Annotated in this window: 19 protein-coding genes; 3 read left to right on the forward strand and 16 right to left on the reverse strand. The window is 69.0% G+C overall.

What is annotated here, in order from left to right; all coding sequences use genetic code 11:
• Positions 1-128: 128 nt before the first annotated feature.
• From GPA02_RS04550 to GPA02_RS04570, 5 genes are all read right to left on the reverse strand, one after another.
• The gene (locus tag GPA02_RS04550) at positions 129-698 is read right to left on the reverse strand and encodes a PKD domain-containing protein (protein ID WP_156198678.1); all 570 of its coding nucleotides are present in this window, start codon (positions 696-698) and stop codon (positions 129-131) included.
• A gap of 206 nt (positions 699-904) precedes the next feature.
• Positions 905-1507, reverse strand: a complete 603-nt coding sequence (locus GPA02_RS04555) for a DUF6318 family protein (RefSeq protein WP_156198679.1) — start codon at positions 1505-1507, stop codon at positions 905-907.
• 212 nt (positions 1508-1719) lie between these two features.
• A complete protein-coding gene (locus GPA02_RS04560; protein ID WP_156198680.1) occupies positions 1720-3039 on the reverse strand; it encodes a GNAT family N-acetyltransferase in 1320 nt (439 codons plus the stop codon).
• 102 nt (positions 3040-3141) lie between these two features.
• Positions 3142-4407 (reverse strand): MFS transporter, encoded by a 1266-nt coding sequence (locus GPA02_RS04565; RefSeq protein WP_204986498.1) that lies wholly within the window; start codon positions 4405-4407, stop codon positions 3142-3144.
• A 169-nt stretch (positions 4408-4576) separates the two neighbouring features.
• On the reverse strand, positions 4577-5395 hold the full coding sequence (locus tag GPA02_RS04570; protein WP_162457700.1) for a DeoR/GlpR family DNA-binding transcription regulator: 819 nt from the start codon (positions 5393-5395) through the stop codon (positions 4577-4579).
• An 87-nt stretch (positions 5396-5482) separates the two neighbouring features.
• Here GPA02_RS04570 and GPA02_RS04575 point away from each other — a divergent pair, with 87 nt between their 5' ends.
• Positions 5483-6115: a bifunctional 4-hydroxy-2-oxoglutarate aldolase/2-dehydro-3-deoxy-phosphogluconate aldolase gene (locus tag GPA02_RS04575; protein ID WP_156198683.1), complete on the forward strand. Its 633-nt coding sequence runs from the start codon at positions 5483-5485 to the stop codon at positions 6113-6115.
• 32 nt (positions 6116-6147) lie between these two features.
• A complete protein-coding gene (locus GPA02_RS04580; protein ID WP_162457701.1) occupies positions 6148-6708 on the forward strand; it encodes a P-loop nucleotide/nucleoside kinase family protein in 561 nt (186 codons plus the stop codon).
• Between the two features lie 2 nt (positions 6709-6710).
• Here the strand turns inward: GPA02_RS04580 and GPA02_RS04585 are convergent, their stop codons facing one another.
• The 11 genes from GPA02_RS04585 to GPA02_RS04635 form a co-directional block, all read right to left on the reverse strand.
• Entirely contained in the window at positions 6711-7694 is a 984-nt protein-coding gene (locus GPA02_RS04585) for a Gfo/Idh/MocA family protein (protein WP_156198685.1), read from the reverse strand.
• Positions 7691-8215, reverse strand: coding sequence for a VOC family protein (locus GPA02_RS04590; RefSeq protein WP_156198686.1), 525 nt, complete (start codon positions 8213-8215; stop codon positions 7691-7693). Before GPA02_RS04590 ends, GPA02_RS04585 begins: the two co-directional genes overlap by 4 nt.
• Positions 8212-9228, reverse strand: coding sequence for an LLM class flavin-dependent oxidoreductase (locus GPA02_RS04595; RefSeq protein ID WP_156198687.1), 1017 nt, complete (start codon positions 9226-9228; stop codon positions 8212-8214). The genes GPA02_RS04590 and GPA02_RS04595 overlap by 4 nt, the downstream gene beginning before the upstream one ends.
• 55 nt (positions 9229-9283) lie before the next feature.
• Positions 9284-10321, reverse strand: coding sequence for a Gfo/Idh/MocA family protein (locus GPA02_RS04600; RefSeq protein ID WP_156198688.1), 1038 nt, complete (start codon positions 10319-10321; stop codon positions 9284-9286).
• Positions 10314-11120: an ABC transporter ATP-binding protein gene (locus GPA02_RS04605; protein ID WP_156198689.1), complete on the reverse strand. Its 807-nt coding sequence runs from the start codon at positions 11118-11120 to the stop codon at positions 10314-10316. Before GPA02_RS04605 ends, GPA02_RS04600 begins: the two co-directional genes overlap by 8 nt.
• Positions 11114-12142, reverse strand: coding sequence for an ABC transporter substrate-binding protein (locus GPA02_RS04610; RefSeq protein ID WP_162457702.1), 1029 nt, complete (start codon positions 12140-12142; stop codon positions 11114-11116). The genes GPA02_RS04605 and GPA02_RS04610 overlap by 7 nt, the downstream gene beginning before the upstream one ends.
• Before the next feature lie 88 nt (positions 12143-12230).
• Positions 12231-13058, reverse strand: a complete 828-nt coding sequence (locus GPA02_RS04615) for an ABC transporter permease (RefSeq protein WP_156198691.1) — start codon at positions 13056-13058, stop codon at positions 12231-12233.
• A 12-nt stretch (positions 13059-13070) separates the two neighbouring features.
• Positions 13071-13925: a sugar phosphate isomerase/epimerase family protein gene (locus GPA02_RS04620; RefSeq protein WP_240133885.1), complete on the reverse strand. Its 855-nt coding sequence runs from the start codon at positions 13923-13925 to the stop codon at positions 13071-13073.
• Between the two features lie 220 nt (positions 13926-14145).
• Entirely contained in the window at positions 14146-15129 is a 984-nt protein-coding gene (locus tag GPA02_RS04625; protein WP_240133886.1) for a LacI family DNA-binding transcriptional regulator, read from the reverse strand.
• Entirely contained in the window at positions 15126-16253 is a 1128-nt protein-coding gene (locus GPA02_RS04630; protein ID WP_156198693.1) for a Gfo/Idh/MocA family protein, read from the reverse strand. The genes GPA02_RS04625 and GPA02_RS04630 overlap by 4 nt, the downstream gene beginning before the upstream one ends.
• A gap of 270 nt (positions 16254-16523) precedes the next feature.
• Positions 16524-16886 carry a hypothetical protein gene (locus GPA02_RS04635; protein ID WP_156198694.1) on the reverse strand — a complete coding sequence of 121 codons (363 nt, stop codon included), beginning with the start codon at positions 16884-16886 and terminating at the stop codon, positions 16524-16526.
• Between the two features lie 110 nt (positions 16887-16996).
• On the opposite strand from GPA02_RS04635, the gene GPA02_RS04640 reads away from it, so the two are divergent.
• The gene (locus GPA02_RS04640; RefSeq protein WP_156198695.1) at positions 16997-17599 is read left to right on the forward strand and encodes a hypothetical protein; all 603 of its coding nucleotides are present in this window, start codon (positions 16997-16999) and stop codon (positions 17597-17599) included.
• Positions 17600-17654 lie beyond the last annotated feature (55 nt).

The following is a 17654-nucleotide window of genomic DNA, read 5'->3' on the forward strand; positions in this document are numbered from 1 at the left end:
CGACCGGCCGGAGCGAGCCGCGCATTACGGTGGACCAAGAGAAGGCCTCCCTCGAGTGACGTTGAACACCACTCAGAATGGAGGCCTTCTCCCTACATCCGTGTCACCAACGTGCTGACCGAGTACAACTAGTCGTTCGGGACCAGGCGGACGTCCATCGCGACGATCTCGACCGGGTCCGCGACGCTGGTGGTGGTGGCCATGCCGGCGATCGGGAGCCAGGAGCCGCTGCCGGCGATCTGCAGCTCGCCCTGCCACGACGTCGTGAGGGTGACGGTCACGGCGTCGGCGCTGCTGGTGTAGACGTGCGACACCGTGTGGTCGGGGTAGGGGCTGCCAGGGTCGGTGGTGGCGAGCGTGCCACCGTCGCCGAAGTCCCACGCGTAGTGCACCGGTGTCGCGCGGACCGCCACCGGGACGCCCAGGATCGTCGTCTCCAGCACCTGCACCTGCGCGTCGGTGAGGACGATGAAGTCCATGTTCACCAGCGCCCAGTCCGCATCCGGCTGGTGAGTGATCGACGGCGCCGCGATCGGCAACCGCTGGAACTCCTGCGCCACCAGCGCGACCACGTCGGCCGCCGTCGGGCCATCCTCGTCCTCGGGACAGAGGTCGGTCTCCTCGTTCCCGAGGGCGCCGTCCTCGTCCGCGTACTGGCGGAGGGCGCAGATGACGTCGTTCTCTTCGTAGGCAGGCACAAGAGCCTGTTGCGTATGTTGCGAGACGCCGTTGTCCGGCACAGCGTCAGGGATGGTCACGATGTGAGCACCGACGACCACGCTGTCGTCCGCCGTCTCACCGGTGATCGACCCTCCGCTCTTGTCATCGGCATAACCGGGAGCCGATGCACAGAGCAGCGCGACAGCGGCCGAACCGGCCGCCGCCAGTCTCAAGCCACGCCACATCACTCGAAGTTCACCCCGTTGACCACGAAACGACCTCCGCTGAACCTCATCGAGATGACGAACTCTGCCTCCACGCCGTCGACGGGTTCGGCGGTTCCATCGCCTCGATGAATGACCTGAGAGTCCTGCGTGAGGTCGAGCTGAACGACGTAGTTGGGCTGCTCGGCAGTGGGGTAGCTCGCGCCAGCAGCGTTGACGTCGAAATGCAGCTCGCCCCCTTCGACCCACCCCCCGGCTTCGTGAATCTCCGTTGCGTTCTCGATAGAGCTCGCGCAGAACTGGCACTCCGACGCACTCATCGCCTCGAACGACGCCGTGTCACCCGTCGCGCGCATGTACGTGTAGAGGTCGAGGAAGTACCGCGCCGCCCAGATCGCCCCGACGTGGTCGTCGGTCTGGGTCTCCGGTGCCGGTGTGGGCGACTCGACCTCGGGCGGCTCGGGGGCCTCGGAGGTCGGCTGCTCCGAGGTCGGCTCCTCGGTGGTGGGCTCCGCCGTCGTCGTCGGGTCGGCGGTCGGGCCCTCTCCGCCGCCGTCGCACCCCGACAACGCCAGGGCAGCGCACACCGCCACCGCCGCCAGTACCCGCCCCGACCGTCTCACGCCCCTGCTGCCCCCTCGTCGATGTGCCGAGACGTTACCCACGACTCCGCGAGCGCACAACAGGTGCTGTGGACAACTCCCCGGTCAGGACGCCCCTCGCCGTCCGACCCCATCACCGAGTTCGCACCCTGCCGCCGACTTCGCACCTCCCACGGTGCGAACTCGGCGCCCAGGTGCGAACTCGGCGCCCAGGTGCGAGCTCGGCGAGCCGGTCAGTACCAGTAGCTGAGGCTCGGCGCGGTGATCGGCAGGAACGCGAGGTCGAGCCAGCGGGCGGTCTCCTCGTCGGTGTCGACGCGGCCCGCGGCCCGCAGGGTCGACGCCGTCACGCCGCCGAGCAGCATCGCGCTCAGCTCGGCGACGCCGAGCCGGACCACCGAACCCGAGGCGGCGCCGGCGTCGACCTTCTGGACCGACGGCGCACCGGCGTCGTCGACCTCGAGCCGCCAGGTGCCCTCGGCGAAGCCGAACGGGTCGGTGACGACGAAGGTCGCCGACCCCGGGACCCGGAGCCGCCGGGCGCCCAGGCAGCGCTGGACGTCGAGGATGCGCAGCCAGTGGTGGTCGCGCTCGGTGACGGTGATGGCGCGCTCGTCGGCGACCATCCAGCGCAGCGGCTCGCCGCGCGAGCGCAGCCCGGTGATGACGGTGCCGACGAGGTCGTGCTGGAGCAGGTAGCGCCACAGCGCGGCGTAGGCGTCGGAGGTCTCGGCCGTGAGGGCGTTGACGTGGATCGTGGCCTTGGCAAAGTCCTCGGGGTTGGTCTCGACCGTGTAGGCGACGACGCCGCGCACCTCGCCCTCGGCGTCGGTGTAGCGGACGCCGCGGACCTTCGGGTCGGGCTTGCCGGGCTTGAGGCCGGCGAGCTCCTGCCACAGCAGCGGCCAGCCCGAGATGTCGCCGGGGCGGGAGCCGCGGGTGCGCTCGTTGAGGGTGGCGAGGTCCTGGGCGAGCTGCTCGCGCTCGATGTGGTCGAGGCGGCCGGGGTCCTCGCCCTCGGTGGGGCGCGGGCCGGCCCAGCCGGCGCGGCGGGTGTCGATCGTCCAGCTGACGGTGTGGGCGGCGGGGCCGAAGCCGAAGCGGCCGTAGATCGTCGCCTCGGAGACGGTGAGACCGGCGATCGGCAGCCCGGCGTCGGCGGCGGCGCGCAGCTCGCCGCCCAGCAGGGCGCGGGCGATGCCCCGACGGCGGTGCGTCGCCGCGACCGTGACCTCGCTGATCGACCACATCGGCAGGAAGCTGTCGGCGTCGACGGTCAGGTCCATCAGCCACGACATCACCGTGGCGACCGGGGTGCCGGTCTCCGGGCTGCGCGGGTCGTAGACGCCGACCGAGCGCTCGGTGCCGTCGAGGTTCTCGCGCCAGGCGCGCACCCGCTCCTCGGGCGCGCGCTCGCCGTTGAAGCCGCGGTCGACGGCGGTGACGAAGCCGTCGAAGGCGTCACCGGTGACGAGGCGGTACTCGAGGCCCGTGGCGGCGAGGATCTCGGTGGACTGGGGGTCGAGCGGGGCGTCCGCGGCGGAGATGGTCACGGGCGCTCACGCTAGTGCCCGGGAGCGGGCCCGGCGAAGGTGAATCTCGCACGTCTCAGGCGCGCCGTCGGGCGTGCCCGACGGCAGGGGCGAGGGACGCCGTCAGACCTCGGCGGGTGTGCTCTCCTCCTCGTGGGTGGTGACCCAGAACTTGCCGGCGACGACCAGGCCGAGGACGAGGAGGGTGGAGGTGAGGAGGAACGGCCAGGAGCGGTCCATGCCGGAGAGCCAGCCGCTGATCCACCCGAACGGCGCGGTGACGAGCATGACCACGGTGCGCTGGATCGCCATGACGCGCGAGCGCTCGTGGCGGTCGACGTGCAGCGCCACCAGCGACTCCGAGAGCATGAACAGGATGCCGGCGCCGAACGCGTCGAGGAGGAGGCAGACGGCGAGCATGAGGTAGGTGCTCGTGGTGGCGGCGTCGGCGGCGGGGATGGCGACGAGCAGCAGCTGTCCGGCGAGGTAGACGCCGAACCCGATGAGGGTGGGGGCCTTGAGGTGCCGGGCATGGGTGAGCGCCGGGATGATCGTGAAGAAGAACAGCACCGACAGCAGCGAGCGCACCATCGGGAAGAACGGCAGCAGGGCGTCGGGCACCCCGAGCCGGTGGTTGACGACGACCTGCCAGAAGGTCGCGTTGACCAGCGCCACCGCGCCCACGAGCGCGGCGATCACCAGGGAGAAGATCGTGCCCTTCGAGCGCACGATGAGCGGCAGCACGCTGCGGTACTGCCGCAACGAGGTGACGATGCTGACGCCGCGGGTCTGCTCCATGCGGATGCGCCCGACGGCGGTCTCGGTCGTGAAGCGGTAGAGCAGCCAGATCTTCGTCGAGATGATGACGAAGGCGTTGAGATAGAGGATCCGCACCGCCAGCTCGAGGCCGAGGTTGGAGACCAGCAGCGCCGCGATCGGGGCGAACAGCGCCGAGAACTCGGCGGCGACCTTGACGAGCGCGTAGACCTTGGGGATCTCGGAGCGGTCGACGTCCTCGACGAGCAGGCAGTCCCACGAGTTCTGGGTGACCTGCCAGGCGCCGTTGATGACCGAGGCGGCCAGGAACCACCAGAAGTTCTGCGCGAACGCCCACACCAGGCACGGGACCGCCCAGGCGATGACGTCGAAGATCGCAGTGGTGCGGCGGCGGCCGAGCTTGTCGGTGATGACGCCGCTCAGCAGCCCGAACACCACCTGCGACAGCATCGAGATCGTCGCGAGCAGACCGATCTGGGTGTCGTAGACCCCCAGCGCCAGCATGAACACCGACGCGTACGGCAGCACCAGCATCATCGACAGGCCCCACATCGGCTCGGTGTAGACCGAGGCGCGGCCGTTGCCCCGCAGGTTCAGCAGGGTGGTGATCATCGGGTTACGGGGGCGCTGCACTGGGGGAGTCAAGCGGGTACGGCGGCCTGTTGTCCAGGTCGTGATCAGGTTTGGTTCTGAGGGTTGGGACGGCGGTGGTGCGCTGGGGGATCGGGCGCCTGGCCGCGGCCCGCCGGCCCCACTCGTGTGGCTCGGCGCGGCGAAGCGCTCAGGGGGCGGTCGGTGCTAGCGGCTGGTCCGCCCGGTGCCGGGGAGCCGGTACGAGGACTGCTTCCACAGGCAGCTGAGCCAGGGCTCGCCGCGCCGCTGGCTCGAGGCGGTCGTCGGTAATGACGACATCGAGCTGAGCCAGCCCGGCGACGCGGTATGTCGCGGAGAGACCGAACTTCGAGCTGTCGGCGACCAGCGCCACGGCGTCTGCTACCTCGACCGCTGCGCGCTTCAGCTCCGCCTTGGCTTCCACCGCGCTAGTCACACCGTGCTCGATCGACCAGGTGCCCGCGCTCAGGAAGCACCAGTCCAGGCTGAGGTGTCGCAAGGCGCGCTCAGCCGCGGCCCCGGCGGTGGACCCGCTGATCGGATCGACCTCCCCACCGAGATGGATCAGCTCGATCCCGCGAGCGGGAAGGAGCTGTACAGCGGTCAGGAGGTCGTTGGTGACGACCGTCAGCCCTCGGCGGGTCGCGACCTGCTCAGCCATCAGTTGACAGGTCGTCCCCGCGTCCAGAAAAATGGTTGCGCCATCCGGGATGCGCGCCGCAGCCACGCGCGCGATCGCACGCTTCGCCTCGCGCTGCCACCCCACGCGCTCTGTGCGCTCGATCGGCGGCCTCGTCGCCACGAGTTTGACACCGCCCGTGACGCCGACGACCGAGCCCTGCTCCGCCAGCGCCGCGACGTCACGCCGAACCGTCATTACCGAGACGGCGAGTCGCCGCGCGAGCTCGTCGAGGCGCACCACACCCTCGGCCTCCAGGATCTCGACGAGAGCGCGGCGACGTTGCTCGGGGATCAGTTTGTCCGCCATGCGCACCACTCCCTCAGGTTCGTACGGGCACGCCATCGTCGCACGTGCGCTGCGCTCTTCCGTGACATTCAGTGATATTCTGTGAACATGTGGCGAAGACTCGGGGCGCTGCGCGCGATCGATGACACAGGCATTGTTCTGATCGTGCGCCTCGACGACGCAGCCCGCGCCGAGAAGGTTGCGGAGGCCGCCATCGCCGGTGGCATCCGAGCGCTGGAGATCACCTACTCCGTTCCCGGCGCGCTCGACGTCATCGAGCGACTGGCCCGCCGGCACGCGGCCGACGGCATCGTGATCGGCGCCGGTACCGTGCTCGACCCCGAAGCGGCCTTCGCCGCCATCCAGGCAGGTGCGCAGCTGCTCGTCAGCCCTAACCTCAATCCCGCGATGATCACCACGGCCAACCGCTATCAGGTAGTCACGATGAGTGGAGCCAGCACCCCGACGGAGATCGTCGACACTCTCGCCGCTGGCGCCGACATCGTCAAGCTGTTCCCGTCCGACGGCGGCCCGGACTACGTCCGGACCGTGCTGGCCCCTTTGGCGGGGGCGCCGATCGCCCCCGCCGGAGGGGTGACCGTGGACAACCTCGGGGACTGGTTCGACGCCGGGGTCAGCTGTGTCGGCGTCGGCAGCGCCATCACCAAGGCCGGCGATGCCGCTGCCGTGACCGCGGCCGCTCGTACGTTCGTCGACGCCGTCGCCGCTGCCCGTCGATGACAGGCCCCGGGCGGCCACCGGTCGCTGTCGTCGTGACCGGGCTGGCCGGCTCAGGAAAGTCGGCCCTCTCCAGGGAGCTGGCGCGCGCGCTCGGCGCAGCCGTGCTCGACAAGGACGCGATGGTCACGCCCCTGACGGAGCTGGTCTTGAGCGCCCACGGCGAGGATCCGCAGCAGCGGGAGAGCAGCACGTTCTATCTGGAGCGTGTCTTCCCGGCGGAGTACCGCGGGCTCATGGCGGTGGCCGCGGACTCCCTCCGTGTCGGCACACCGGTCGTCATCGATGCGCCGTTCTTTGCCTACCTGGCGGATCCGGACTACTTGTCCCGCGCCCAGCAGGAGGCCGGCTGGCCTACCACGGTCCACACGGTGGTGCTGTGGTTGTCCGCCCCGCCGGAGGTGCTGCGCTCGCGCATGCGCGAGCGCTCGCTCGCACGCGACCGCTGGAAGCTCGACAACTGGGACGCGTACTGGCGGGAGGCCGCCACGATGACCTGCACCTGGCGCGGCGCCACCGTCATCGAGGTCAACTCCGCAGCACAGCCTCCAGGGCGGGTTCCGCTGGCCGTCCTGGAGGCCGTGCGACGCGTCTGACGTCACCGGATGGCGTGGCTCGCCCACTCCCGTCCGGGCTGCTCCTCGACCGGAAGGCCGGCCGCCACGAGGATCCGGTCGAGCAGCTGCTGTGTGCGAGCCGCCTCGCGGCCCGACGTCAGCGGCTGCTGCCGGTCACGCACGCGGTCGAGGAAATGGTCGACGCACGCCTTGAAGCCGAAGGTGGCCGTGGCCGTGGCCCACCCGAAGGCTTCCTGACGCATCTCGCGGGTCTCGGTAGCCCCGCGGCGGGTGATCGCGATCCGGTCCGGAGCGTCGATGTGCACGGACGTCTCGCCCCCGTATGCGTCGAGGTTCTCCTCCCATCCGCCTGCGTTCCGCGCAGCCATCAGCACACCCGTGTGGCCGTTGTCGAAACGCACCATCGCCGCCAAGCCATCCTCCTGCCACGGGTCGTCACCGGCAGCCGAGGCAGTCACCTCGACCGGCTCGCCGCCGCAGTACCACCGCAGCAAATCGACCATGTGGATCGAGTTCTCGAAGGTGGCGCGGTACTCGGAGCCGCGACGGTTCTTCTGCGCCACGCAGAAGGTCGCCCCGGCGGCTCCGAAGGCCTCCCGCCCGGCGACATAGGTCGGCGCGTACCGTCGATTCAGACCCACCGCAAGGATGCGATCGCTCGACTCCGCGAGGTCCGCGAGCCTGCAGGCGTCTTCGGCGCGGGTGGCCAACGGCTTCTCGCAGAAGACGTCGACCCCGGCGGACAGGGCCGCCTCGACGCCCGCGACATGCTCCGACCGCGGGGTGAGGACGAAGACGGCATCAAGATCGATCTTCTCGAGCATCGCCTCAACGGTGGTGAACGCGCTTCTAAAGCCCCAGCGCGACACGATCGCGGTCGGATCCTCGCGCCGCGAGACCAGCGCGGTCATCTCGACGTCGTCCCGTGCAACGAGCGACGGCAGCTGGGCGATGGTCGCGATGTTGCCGGCGCCCACGACGCCGATCCTGAGCGTGGTGCTCACGTGTCCCTCCAGTCACTCGGACCCACGAACGGCGGGGGATCCACCACTCGCGAGCGATCGACGAGCTCGATGAGGAGCCCCCACGGGCTCCGCAGGTACGTCCAGCGGTTGCCCGCGACCACGGGGCTGTCCGCCGCCACCTCCTTGACCTCGCCGAGCACCTGGACGCCGGGGAAGGTTCGCAGGTGCTCGACAGCCAGGTCGACGTCGTCGACCACGAACGCCAGGTGGTGCCCGCCAGCGTCCCCGTGCCGCGGCATCTCGGTGGACAACCCGCTGCCGAACCACTGGAAGAGCTCGAGGTTGAGGTTGGGCGGCAGCCGCAGCATCGACAGCTCGAGCGCAGCATCCGCCGGCATCCCGAAGTTGGTCACCATGAAGTCCCCATCCGGCCCGCGGCGGGATCGGTAGAGCTCCTCGGCGCCGAACGCCTCGACGAAGAACCCCACCGCGGCGTCGAGATCGGGAACGGTGAAAGCGATGTGGTCGGCGTAGCGCAGGCCGGGAATATGCGATCTCACAGGACCGGCCGAGACACCTGCATCGCCTTCAGCTTCGGCAGCAGCTCGCGCCCCCACAGCTCGAGCTGCTCGGGGTCGTCGGTGTAGGGGTGGATGATCAGGTGCTCGACGCCGACGTCGACACGAGCCTGCACCTGCGCCACGACCTCGTCGAGGGTGCCGAACATGTAGGAGCGCTCGAGGTGCTGCTCGTCGCGGCCATCGCCCAGGACCTCGGCCGCCATCCGATGCTGGATCTTGCGTGCCGCTGAGGGTGAGTCCTCTTCGGTCAGGTGCAGCCACTGCCCGTGCGCGATGACCATCTCGTCCGGGTTGCGGCCGCTCTCCTCGAGCGCGGCAGCCACGAGGCGCCAGTCGTCGGCGACCTGCTGCGGTTGCGCGCTCGGGCGGGAGAACCAGCCGTCGGAGCCGACGATGCGCTCCTTCACCCGCGGGTGCAGCTCGGGCTTCTCGACCGACTGCTCACCGGCAACCTGGCTGCCGCCACCGACCCAGACCGGCAGCGGCGTCGGGGATGGCTCGATGCGGACGTGGTCCAGCGAGTAGAACCGGCCCTCGTAGGTGAGCTCCTCACCGGCCATGAGACGCCTCGTGATGTCGAGCACCTCATCGGTGCGGCGACCCCGCTCCTTGGGAAGCGTGCCCATGGCGAGCATCTCGGGGTGGTACCACCCCGTGCCGGCACCGAGGATGAACCGCTCGTTGGACATCTGCTGCAGACTGGCGAGGGTCTTCGCCAGCAGCACGGGGTGCCGCAGCGGGAGCAGCAGCACGCCGGTGCCGAGCGTGATCGTGCGTGTCACCGCCGCGGCGAACGCCAGCGTCGTCAGCGGCTCGATCCAGGTGTAGGCGTACATGTTGCGAGCGCGGAGCATGTGGTCGGTGACCCAGATCGAGTCGAAACCGAGCTCCTCGGCTCGCACGCACCAGCGTCGCAGCCGATCTGCGTGGTCGATCCCGTCCTGGGAGTAGCCAAAGCTCGGGAGGTAGATGCCGACCTTGAGGTTGGTCACTGCGTGGGCCTTTCAGAGTGGGGGTGGGGTCTGGCAAGGGGTGGGAGGAGCTGCGCTATCGCCCGTGAAGCGTGCGCCGCAACCCCTCCTCTCGGGACAGGTCCTGGACCCACGACGTCGCGGGCTCCGCGCCGGCGTCGCGATCATGCGTGGGGAGACCGGCCGCCGCGAGCACCCTGTCCGTGAGCTCCTGGGTGCGCAGCGCCTCGAGGCCGTCCGTCAGCGGGGTCTCACCCGTGCGGACACAGTGCAGGAAGTGCTCGATCGCGCCGCGGAAGCCAGCAGTCACGGTGAGGTCGGGCCACCCCGCCGCCGCCGTGCGCGCGTGCCACTCGCTGCTGGTTCCGTCGCGGACGACGGTCACGGTGTCTGGGGCGACGACGCGGATCGTCACACCGTCGCCGTAGATCTCGAGACGTTCGTCCCACTCCCCGGCGGCGCGCGACGCCAGGAAGAGCGCCGTGCTCCCGCTGTCGAAGCCGATCAAGGCGCCGACGCCGGTCTCCTGGTACGGGTCGTCCGCCACGGAGGCCGCGGACACCGAGACTGCCTCCCCGCAGAACCAGCGGAGCAGATCGATCATGTGGACGCCGTTCTCGAGCGTGGCCCGGTACTCCCGGCCCACCCGGTTCTTCTGCCCGACGACAAACGCTGGCGGCTGCTCGAGCGCCACGGCGTGCGCCCGCTGGTACACCTCGCAGAACCTGCGGTTTAGACCCACCATCAGCACGCCGGGCGAGCCCTCGGCGATCTCAACGAGGCGCCGCGACTCCTCCAGCACGGTGGTGAGCGGCTTCTCGCAGAACACGCTGACGCCTGCCCGCAACCCAGCCTCGACGAACGCGCCGTGCATGTGCTTGGGGGTCAGCACGAAGAGCGCGTCGATCGAGCTGTCGTCGAGCAGGTGCTCGACGTCGGCGTAGGCACGCTGGACGGGCCAGCGCCGCAGCACGCGCTCCGATTCCTCCGGCGAGGCCGTCACGACCCCGGCGAGCGTGACCGACTCCTCGCGTGCGAGGACGGGGAGCTGGGCCAGCTCGGCGACGGCACCGGCCCCCACGAGGCCGACGCGCAACGGCCTCGCATCAGTCATGCAGCACGCCGAGGTTCTTGAAGATCTCGTAGATCTGACTGGAGTACCCCGCGAACGCGGCCTCGTCGCCCAGCTGCACGGGACGTGGCCGAGGGAGGTCGATCACGATCTCCTCGACGATACGACCCGGGGAGGGCCCCATGACGATGACGCGGTCCGCCAGACCTACGGCCTCTTCGACACTGTGCGTGATGAAGAGGACGGACTTGGGGCTCTCCAGCCACAGCGCCTCGAGGTCCACGCGCATCTGCGTCCTCGTAAGCGCGTCCAGGGCCCCGAACGGCTCATCCATCAGCAGAATCGCCGGATCGTGGACGAGTGCCCGCGCGATCGAGACGCGCTGCCGCATGCCGCCAGAGAGCTGGTTCGGATACCGGTTCGCCGCGTGGTCGACCCCGAGCTGGCGCATGAGCTCGTCGGTGCGCTGCTCCTGCTGCCTGCGCGGCAGCCCGCGGATCTTGCCCTGGAGGAGGATGTTCTCCCGCGCCGTGCGGAAGTCCAGCAGAAGGTCATCCTGGAAGACGATGCCCACGTCCGTGAGCGGGTCGAACAGTGGCGCCCCGTCGACGAGAATCTCACCGCCACTGGGCTCCAGCAGCCCAGCGACCATGAGCATGAGGGTGCTCTTGCCGCAGCCGCTCGGCCCGACGACTGCGACGAACTCGCCGCGCTCGATCCTGAAGTCGGTCGGCGAGAGCGCGAGATTGGTCCCGTCCTTGGTGCGGAACGCCTTCGTGAGCTCGTGACCGACGATCTCGATCCCGGTCGCCGCCGGGGCGCCACTGTCCGCGGTCAGCATGCCGGCAGATCCTCCGGAAGGAAGTCCTCGGTGTAGTAGAAGTCGATCGGGTTGTCCGTGGGCAGGTCGAGATACTCGACGAGAAGGTCGTAGGTGGCCTGCCAGGTCTCGGCGGCGGGCTTTCCAAGGCCCGGCGAGCCCGCGGAGCACAGCAGCTCGATGTCCACGCCGAGCTGCCCGACAATCGAATCGGCGACGGCACCCTCGGGGAACTGCCCCGCGACGATCTCGGCCGCGCGCTCGGGGTCGTTGCGCACGTCGTCCCATCCACGCAGGGAGGCCGCAACGAAGCCGGCGACCAGCTCCGGGTTCTGCTCGGCGAACTCGTTGGTGACGATCATCGAGAGCCCGATCGTCGGGACGCCCGCGTCGCGGTACATGATCTCGTTGATGTCCGCGCCTTGCTCGCGCAGCTGGACACCCTGGCTGTCCGCACCAGCGGTGATGGCGTCCACACTGCCCTGGAGCAGCGAGCCCACGAGCGACGACGGGTCGATGTTGACGATCTCCACGGCACCGGGGTCAACGTCGTTGGCGGCGAGCACGGCGTCGAAGAGGCTCGCCTGCGCTGTCCCGGGCTGGAGCGCGACGCTCTTCCCCTCGAGGTCCTGGATGGTCTCGAGACCGTTTTCGGCCAGGGACATCACGGAGAACCCGTTGGTCTGCAGGATCGGAGCGACGATGACGAGGTCACCCTCCTGGGCCGCCACCGCCATGGCCGACGGCCCATCGGCGTATCCGAACTCCGAGTTGCCCTGGGCGACGAGCGACGCCGTGGAGCCGGAGCCCTGACCCTCCTGGATGGTGACGTCGAGCCCGACCTCCTCGTAGTAGCCGTTCTCGAGGGCCACCATGAAGCCCGCGTTGGGGCCGCCAGCGAGGAAGTTCAGCGTCAAGGTGACGGAGGTCATCTCGGCCGGGGCCTCGCCGGCCGTCGAGGTCGAGGGCTCGGCGTCGTCCTCGCCGCCGTTCGAGCCGCCGGCGTCTGAGCATGCGGTGAGCGTGAGGGCGAGCGCGCCCACGAGGGCGGTCGCCGCAGCGAACCTGCGCCGCTGCTTCGTTGCAGTGGTGGTGCGGAACATGGACATACCTTTCTCGGTGCGGCAGCGGCTAGTGCTTGCGCTGCCAGGGGGTGACGAGACGCTCGGCGAGCTCCACCGCATACGCGAAGAGCAGGCCGAGCAGACTGAGGACGACGAGGACAGAGAAGATCAGCGGGGTGTCGAGGTTCGCGGAGGCCCGTAGCAGCAGGTATCCGAGGCCGGCGTTGGAGCCGACGAACTCGGCCACGATCGCGCCGGTGACGGCGAGCACCACAGCCACCTTCAGACCGGAGAAGATGAAGGGCAGCGCCGCGGGCATCCGCACGTAGCCGAACGTCTGCAGGCGGGAGGCCCCCATCGACTTTGTGATGTAGAGCAGGCGCTGGTCGAGAGCCTTGAACCCGGTGAGGGTGTCGACAAGGATCGGGAAGAAGCACAGGAGAAAGGTCAGCAGGACCTTCGGCAGCATCCCGAACCCGAACCAGACGATGAACAACGGCGCGACGGCGATCTTCGGAATCGTCTGGAGCACCACGATGAGCGGGTAGAACGCGATCTCGATGACGCGAACCGAGGCGATCAGGTAGGCCAGCGGGATGCTGACCACCGCCGCCAGCGCGAAGCCCATCAGGACCTCGCTCGCAGTGACCAGTGCCGCGTCCCACAGGGACGGGATCACCTGGATGAAGCGCTCGTAGACCACGCTCGGAGCCGGCAGGATGTAGCGCTTGATGTCGAGCCCCCGGACCAGGACCTCCCACAGCGTGAGGGAGAGCGCAAAGGCGACGATCGGCAGGACTATGCGGACGAGCGCCCTAGGCTCGCCATGACGTGAGCGTCGGGCCCGTTGCTGCGGGGACGGGCCGGTGCCTGTCGGGGTCTCCTGGGTTGCCATGGCGTCTCCGTCCTAGACCGCTGCGAGCTCGTCGGCGTACTGGCGCAGCCGCTGCGCCCCGATCCGGAAGCCTTCCGCGGGATCCGGCAGGTCAGCGGGGTGCCAGCGATACTCGTACTCGAGCGAGAAAGCGCCCGAGTAACCGGCCTCCCACATCCGGGCGAGGATCTCCTTCCAGGCGAGCTCGCCGTCGCCGACGACGCGTGACCGCACGGCGCGATCCTCGCCCGAGACGGTGGCGACCTCCGCCGCACGGAACGGCCGGTCGCGGTCGATGAAGACCAGGTCCTTGACGTGCACGTGTTCCACCAGCCCTGCTTGCGCCGCGATGGCCTGGTCCGGGCTCTCGCTGTGCGTAAACGTGAGGTTCGCCTGGTCGTAGAGGATGCGGACCTGAGGGCTGTCGACCTCCTCGATCAGCGCCACGGTCTCCGCCGCCGTCATCGTCATCGTGTTGAAGTGGTTCTCCACCGCGATGACGACGTCGTGCGCGGCTGCGATCGGCGCGAGCTCGCGAAGGCTGCGCACAAGTTGGACCCACAGCTCGGGGTGCTCCGACTCGCGCGAGGGGGTGTAGTTGCCGGCGTAGGCCCTCACGATGCGGGCGCCGAGCCGGTCGGCGACCGCGAAACAAGCGGCGAACCTCTCGACGTCACGGACTCGCTGGCCCTCGTCGACGGAGTTGAGTTCCGTCATGTAGGGCGTCAGGCCGATGATGGGAAGCCCGGTCTCACGGCTGGCAGCTTCGATCTCGCGCAGCTCGGCCTCGCCGGCCGACTCCGGGATTCCAGATCGGTAGCCGTCCTGCCAGATCACCTCCGCCGCATCGAGCCCGGCGGCCGCGAAGAGCCGGATGGCCTCGGGCACCGAGTGGTCGGGGGTCCCCAGGGTGTGTCCAGCGACCGTGATGGCAGATCGAGGCCGGGAGCTAGAGGTCATCATCGACGTCCTAGTGCAATCGTTGTTAGCAATCGACTGCAGATTAGCGTGCAATCGACTGCACGGCAAGTCGGCTGACCCTAGCCGCTTGACGCCTTGCTCGTGGCTCCCACGCGGCGCTCGCGCAGTCAGCCGCCGAGGTGGATGGCTAGAGCAGCCGACGCGTGGAGCGCCGCACGAGAAGCGTGGGCACCAGCACCTCATGGACAATGCTGCCGTCGTCTGCGAACCGTTCGGCGACAGCGACCGCAAGGGCCCCCAGCTCGTCGAAGGGTTGCGCGACTGTCGTGATGCCCGGATTGAAGTTGTCTCCGATCGGTACGCCGTCGAAGCCCGTGACCGAGACGTCCTCGGGCACCCGCACCCCGTGCTCGGCGAGCCGTGAGATGAATCCGAAGGCGGCGAGGTCGTTAGATGCGATGACCGCCGTCGGACGCGGGTCGATGGCGAGGAACTCCGCTGCACCCCGCTCGGTCGCCGCCAGGGAGTATCCACCGCGGATCACGACCGGTTCGATGCCGTGGTCCGCGACGAGAGCCCGGTAAGCCTCGACCCTGACCTCCGCCGAGTAGGTGCCGACTGTGCCGGTGAGGTAGGCGATCCGCCGGTGCCCGAGCTCTAGGAGGTGGTCCAATGCGAGTTTGACGCCCAACCGGTTGTCGATGAATACGGTGGGCACCTGCAACCCCTGGGGGACGCGATCAATGATGACGGTGCGCCGCGCGAGCGCCGTGCGCTCCAACACGCCTGCGTCGATCCGCGTCGAGGGCGCCACGATCGCAAAGGGCGACAGGTGCGCACTCATCGCGTCCAGGAATCGGTACGTCTCGTCGGCGTCGCCCTCGGTCAGGCAGAGCACGACCTGGTAGCCGCGCAGGCCGGCCGCAGCAGCGACTGACTTCGCCAGCTCTCCGTAGAAGGGATTGGTGATGTCCGGCACGATGAGCGGGACCAGGTTGCTCGAGCCTCGCCGTAGAGCCTGCCCCAGAGAGTTGACGCGGTAGCCCATCTCGCCCGCGATCCGCAGGATGCGCTCCCTGGTCTCCGGCTTGACGGCCTCGGGACGGGAGAAGGCTCGCGACACGGTTGAGCTGTGTACGCCGGCAACCTTGGCGACGTCGTAGATGCTCACATCGCCCACGCCTGCTCCCCCGTTCCTCCTGCCGCGCGATAGGCGGCGTCGACCACCGCCATCGCCTCCACGAGTTCGTGCATGCCGGGCAGGCCCGGGAAACCCTGCCGCCACGAGCGCACCGCCCGCTCGACGAACGCGCCGAACAGCGGGTCGCTGTCGACCTCCAGCTGGCGCCGCGTGACCGACCCGTCGGTATGCGTCCGCCGGGCGACACCCTCAGGGCCGATACTGACCGCCCCGGCGGAGCCGGTGGCCACGATGCTCACATGGCGCTTGTCCGGCGCATCGGGGTAGAGGTAACCCAGATCGATGGTCGCCGTGAGGCCGCTCTCGGTGAGGATCACCATGACGGCGTGATCCTCGATCGCGAGACCGTGACGTGCGTGCGAGACGCGCGCGACGACGTCGACAGCTTGACCGCCAAGATGCAGCACGAGGTCGGCGAAATGCGCTCCGAGGTTGGCTAGGACGCCACCACCGGACGCCGGGTCCAGCATCCAGTCGCAGCCCGCTGCCGGATAGCGCTCGGGCGGCCCGACTAGGTAGCTGATCGTCAGATGCGTCAGCGGACCCGCCGCACCGATCTCCCGGGCAAACGGGGCGAGCCGGTGCACGAGCGGGACGGCGACGGCATGTCCCGCTAGCTGCACGTGGGCACGCGAGAGCTCGCTCATGGACAGCGCGCCCGGCTTCTCGAGAACCAGGGGGACCCCGAGCCGTGCGACAACGAGCGCGGCGTCCGCCATGTCGGCGTGGGCGCCGAGGATGATCGCCAGGTCGGGCTGGACGCGCTCGAGGAGTGCCTCAATATCGTCGCCGGACACGGCGCCGAGCCGGTCAGCAACCGCGGCGGCGAGAAGCGCGTTACGGTCGGTGACGGCGACGACGACGGCCCCTGCACGTTCCAACGCAGCCAGGTACAAGGGCGCGTGCCAGTGCGACACGCCGACGACGGCGACCCTCGTAACTGGCATTCCCACGGTGTTCCAATCGATTGCTGAATCGCGATTATGCCGTGCCCGCGCATTCTGGTCCCAGGATCGCGACGGCGTTCGCGGCCCCGGACGTTCCTCGGCCTGGACACGAGACGTCGCAGACGCCGCCTTGCCGAAGGCCGTCATGCCCCCGACACGCGCGGGCAGCGGGTCCGCAGTCGCCCTGTCGCACCGGCGAGTGCTCGGGCCGACGGAGACAGTCGCGAGGGTCCCTCACACCGCAGGGCTGTGAACCACTACGGGTGGGGTCGGCTCGGATGAGTCGTCGAGCACGTCGACGCTCCGCCACCGAATGGGCGGTCGCGCGCCTAGTAGTCCACGGCGTGGATCGCGCAGGCGCTAGCCTCGGTGTTCTCAAGACCAGGCGGCAGCGTGCGGCCGGACGCGACTCAACCTTCAGATCTCGACGTACTCCACGATCAAGGTAGGTGACCCGCCGCCCGCTGCAATCCGGTGCCACACCCGTCCGCCCGTCTCGGTGACACTCCAGTCGTCGACGGGCGTTTCCACTGCCACGACCGTTGCGTCATCCATCGGCGCGAGATGGGGGAGTAGGCGAATCACCACGGCCTCGGCCTCGCCGCGTGTCGCGTGGATGAGCGCATGAAGGGTCGCGCCGTCGTTGCCGGCCAGACCAAGCGGCTCGTTCCAGGCATTCCAGCCGTCGCCGCGAATGAGTAGCGGAGACGCCAACGCGCGGCTGCACTCCAGGAGGTTCTCGGGACGCACGCCGACGTGCACGAGGATCGGTTCGTTCATGATCTCCACCGTGGTGTGCGACCGATCTCGGGCAAGCTCACGCGTCGTACAGCTCGATGCGCAGCCGTTTGTCGCCACCAGCAGCTGCGATTCGTCGTTAGCTTGTGCTTGTGAGCGATAGGTACCGGCGCTTCCAGCGATCGCAACTGGAGCCCGAGGAAGCGGCCGAGGTCGAGCGTGTCGCTGCGATCGCCGCGGGGCTCGATGAGTACCTGACGTCGCGCTCCGAGGCGATCGACCATGCCCACCAGCTGCACGCCGGCTCGAAACTCATCCAGGACATCGTGGGCGACTACCTGGAGCCTCTGGGCTTCGTCGCTGAATACAAGGTGAGTGGGCCTGGTGACTACGCCGGCGCTGCCCGCGCAGACTTCTATTACCAGCCACCGGACGGCCACGGAATACTTGTCGAGGTCGAGCGCGGCGGGGTCCATACAAATAATCACGATCTCAAGGACCTCTGGAAGGCACACCTGTCACCACAGGTCCAGCACCTGTTCCTCATCGTCCCCATGGCGAATTGGCGGGCAGACGGTCGCGCTCGCGAGCGGCCGTTCCAGCGGATGCCTTCCCGCTTTGCGGCGTTTTTCCAGAGTCCGCGGCAGTGGATCGACATTCTCAGCCTCCATGTGTTCGGCTATGGCCCCCTGGAGCTGCATCTCGACGGCGAGGACCCTTCGCCAGGTTCAACTGCGGGCGTCGGCACCTCCTGAACCGCCGGCGTGGGCAGCGACGGAGCGCGCGGCGTTCAGGTTGACCCACCGTCTC

It is taken from the genome of Actinotalea caeni (genome assembly GCF_009733795.1).
GTDB classification, from domain to species: Bacteria; Actinomycetota; Actinomycetes; order Actinomycetales; family Beutenbergiaceae; genus Pseudactinotalea; species Pseudactinotalea caeni.

What these genes read in the sequence shown, in the direction of transcription:
- GPA02_RS04565 (WP_204986498.1), bottom strand. Translation starts at nt 4,407, where the DNA reads ATGATCACCACCCTGCTGAACCTGCGGGGCAACGGCCGCGCCTCGGTC.
- GPA02_RS04570 (WP_162457700.1), bottom strand. Translation starts at nt 5,395, where the DNA reads ATGGCGGACAAACTGATCCCCGAGCAACGTCGCCGCGCTCTCGTCGAG.
- GPA02_RS04575 (WP_156198683.1), top strand. Translation starts at nt 5,483, where the DNA reads ATGTGGCGAAGACTCGGGGCGCTGCGCGCGATCGATGACACAGGCATT.
- GPA02_RS04600 (WP_156198688.1), bottom strand. Translation starts at nt 10,321, where the DNA reads ATGACTGATGCGAGGCCGTTGCGCGTCGGCCTCGTGGGGGCCGGTGCC.
- GPA02_RS04605 (WP_156198689.1), bottom strand. Translation starts at nt 11,120, where the DNA reads ATGCTGACCGCGGACAGTGGCGCCCCGGCGGCGACCGGGATCGAGATC.
- GPA02_RS04615 (WP_156198691.1), bottom strand. Translation starts at nt 13,058, where the DNA reads ATGGCAACCCAGGAGACCCCGACAGGCACCGGCCCGTCCCCGCAGCAA.
- GPA02_RS04630 (WP_156198693.1), bottom strand. Translation starts at nt 16,253, where the DNA reads ATGACGGCCTTCGGCAAGGCGGCGTCTGCGACGTCTCGTGTCCAGGCC.
- GPA02_RS04635 (WP_156198694.1), bottom strand. Translation starts at nt 16,886, where the DNA reads ATGAACGAACCGATCCTCGTGCACGTCGGCGTGCGTCCCGAGAACCTC.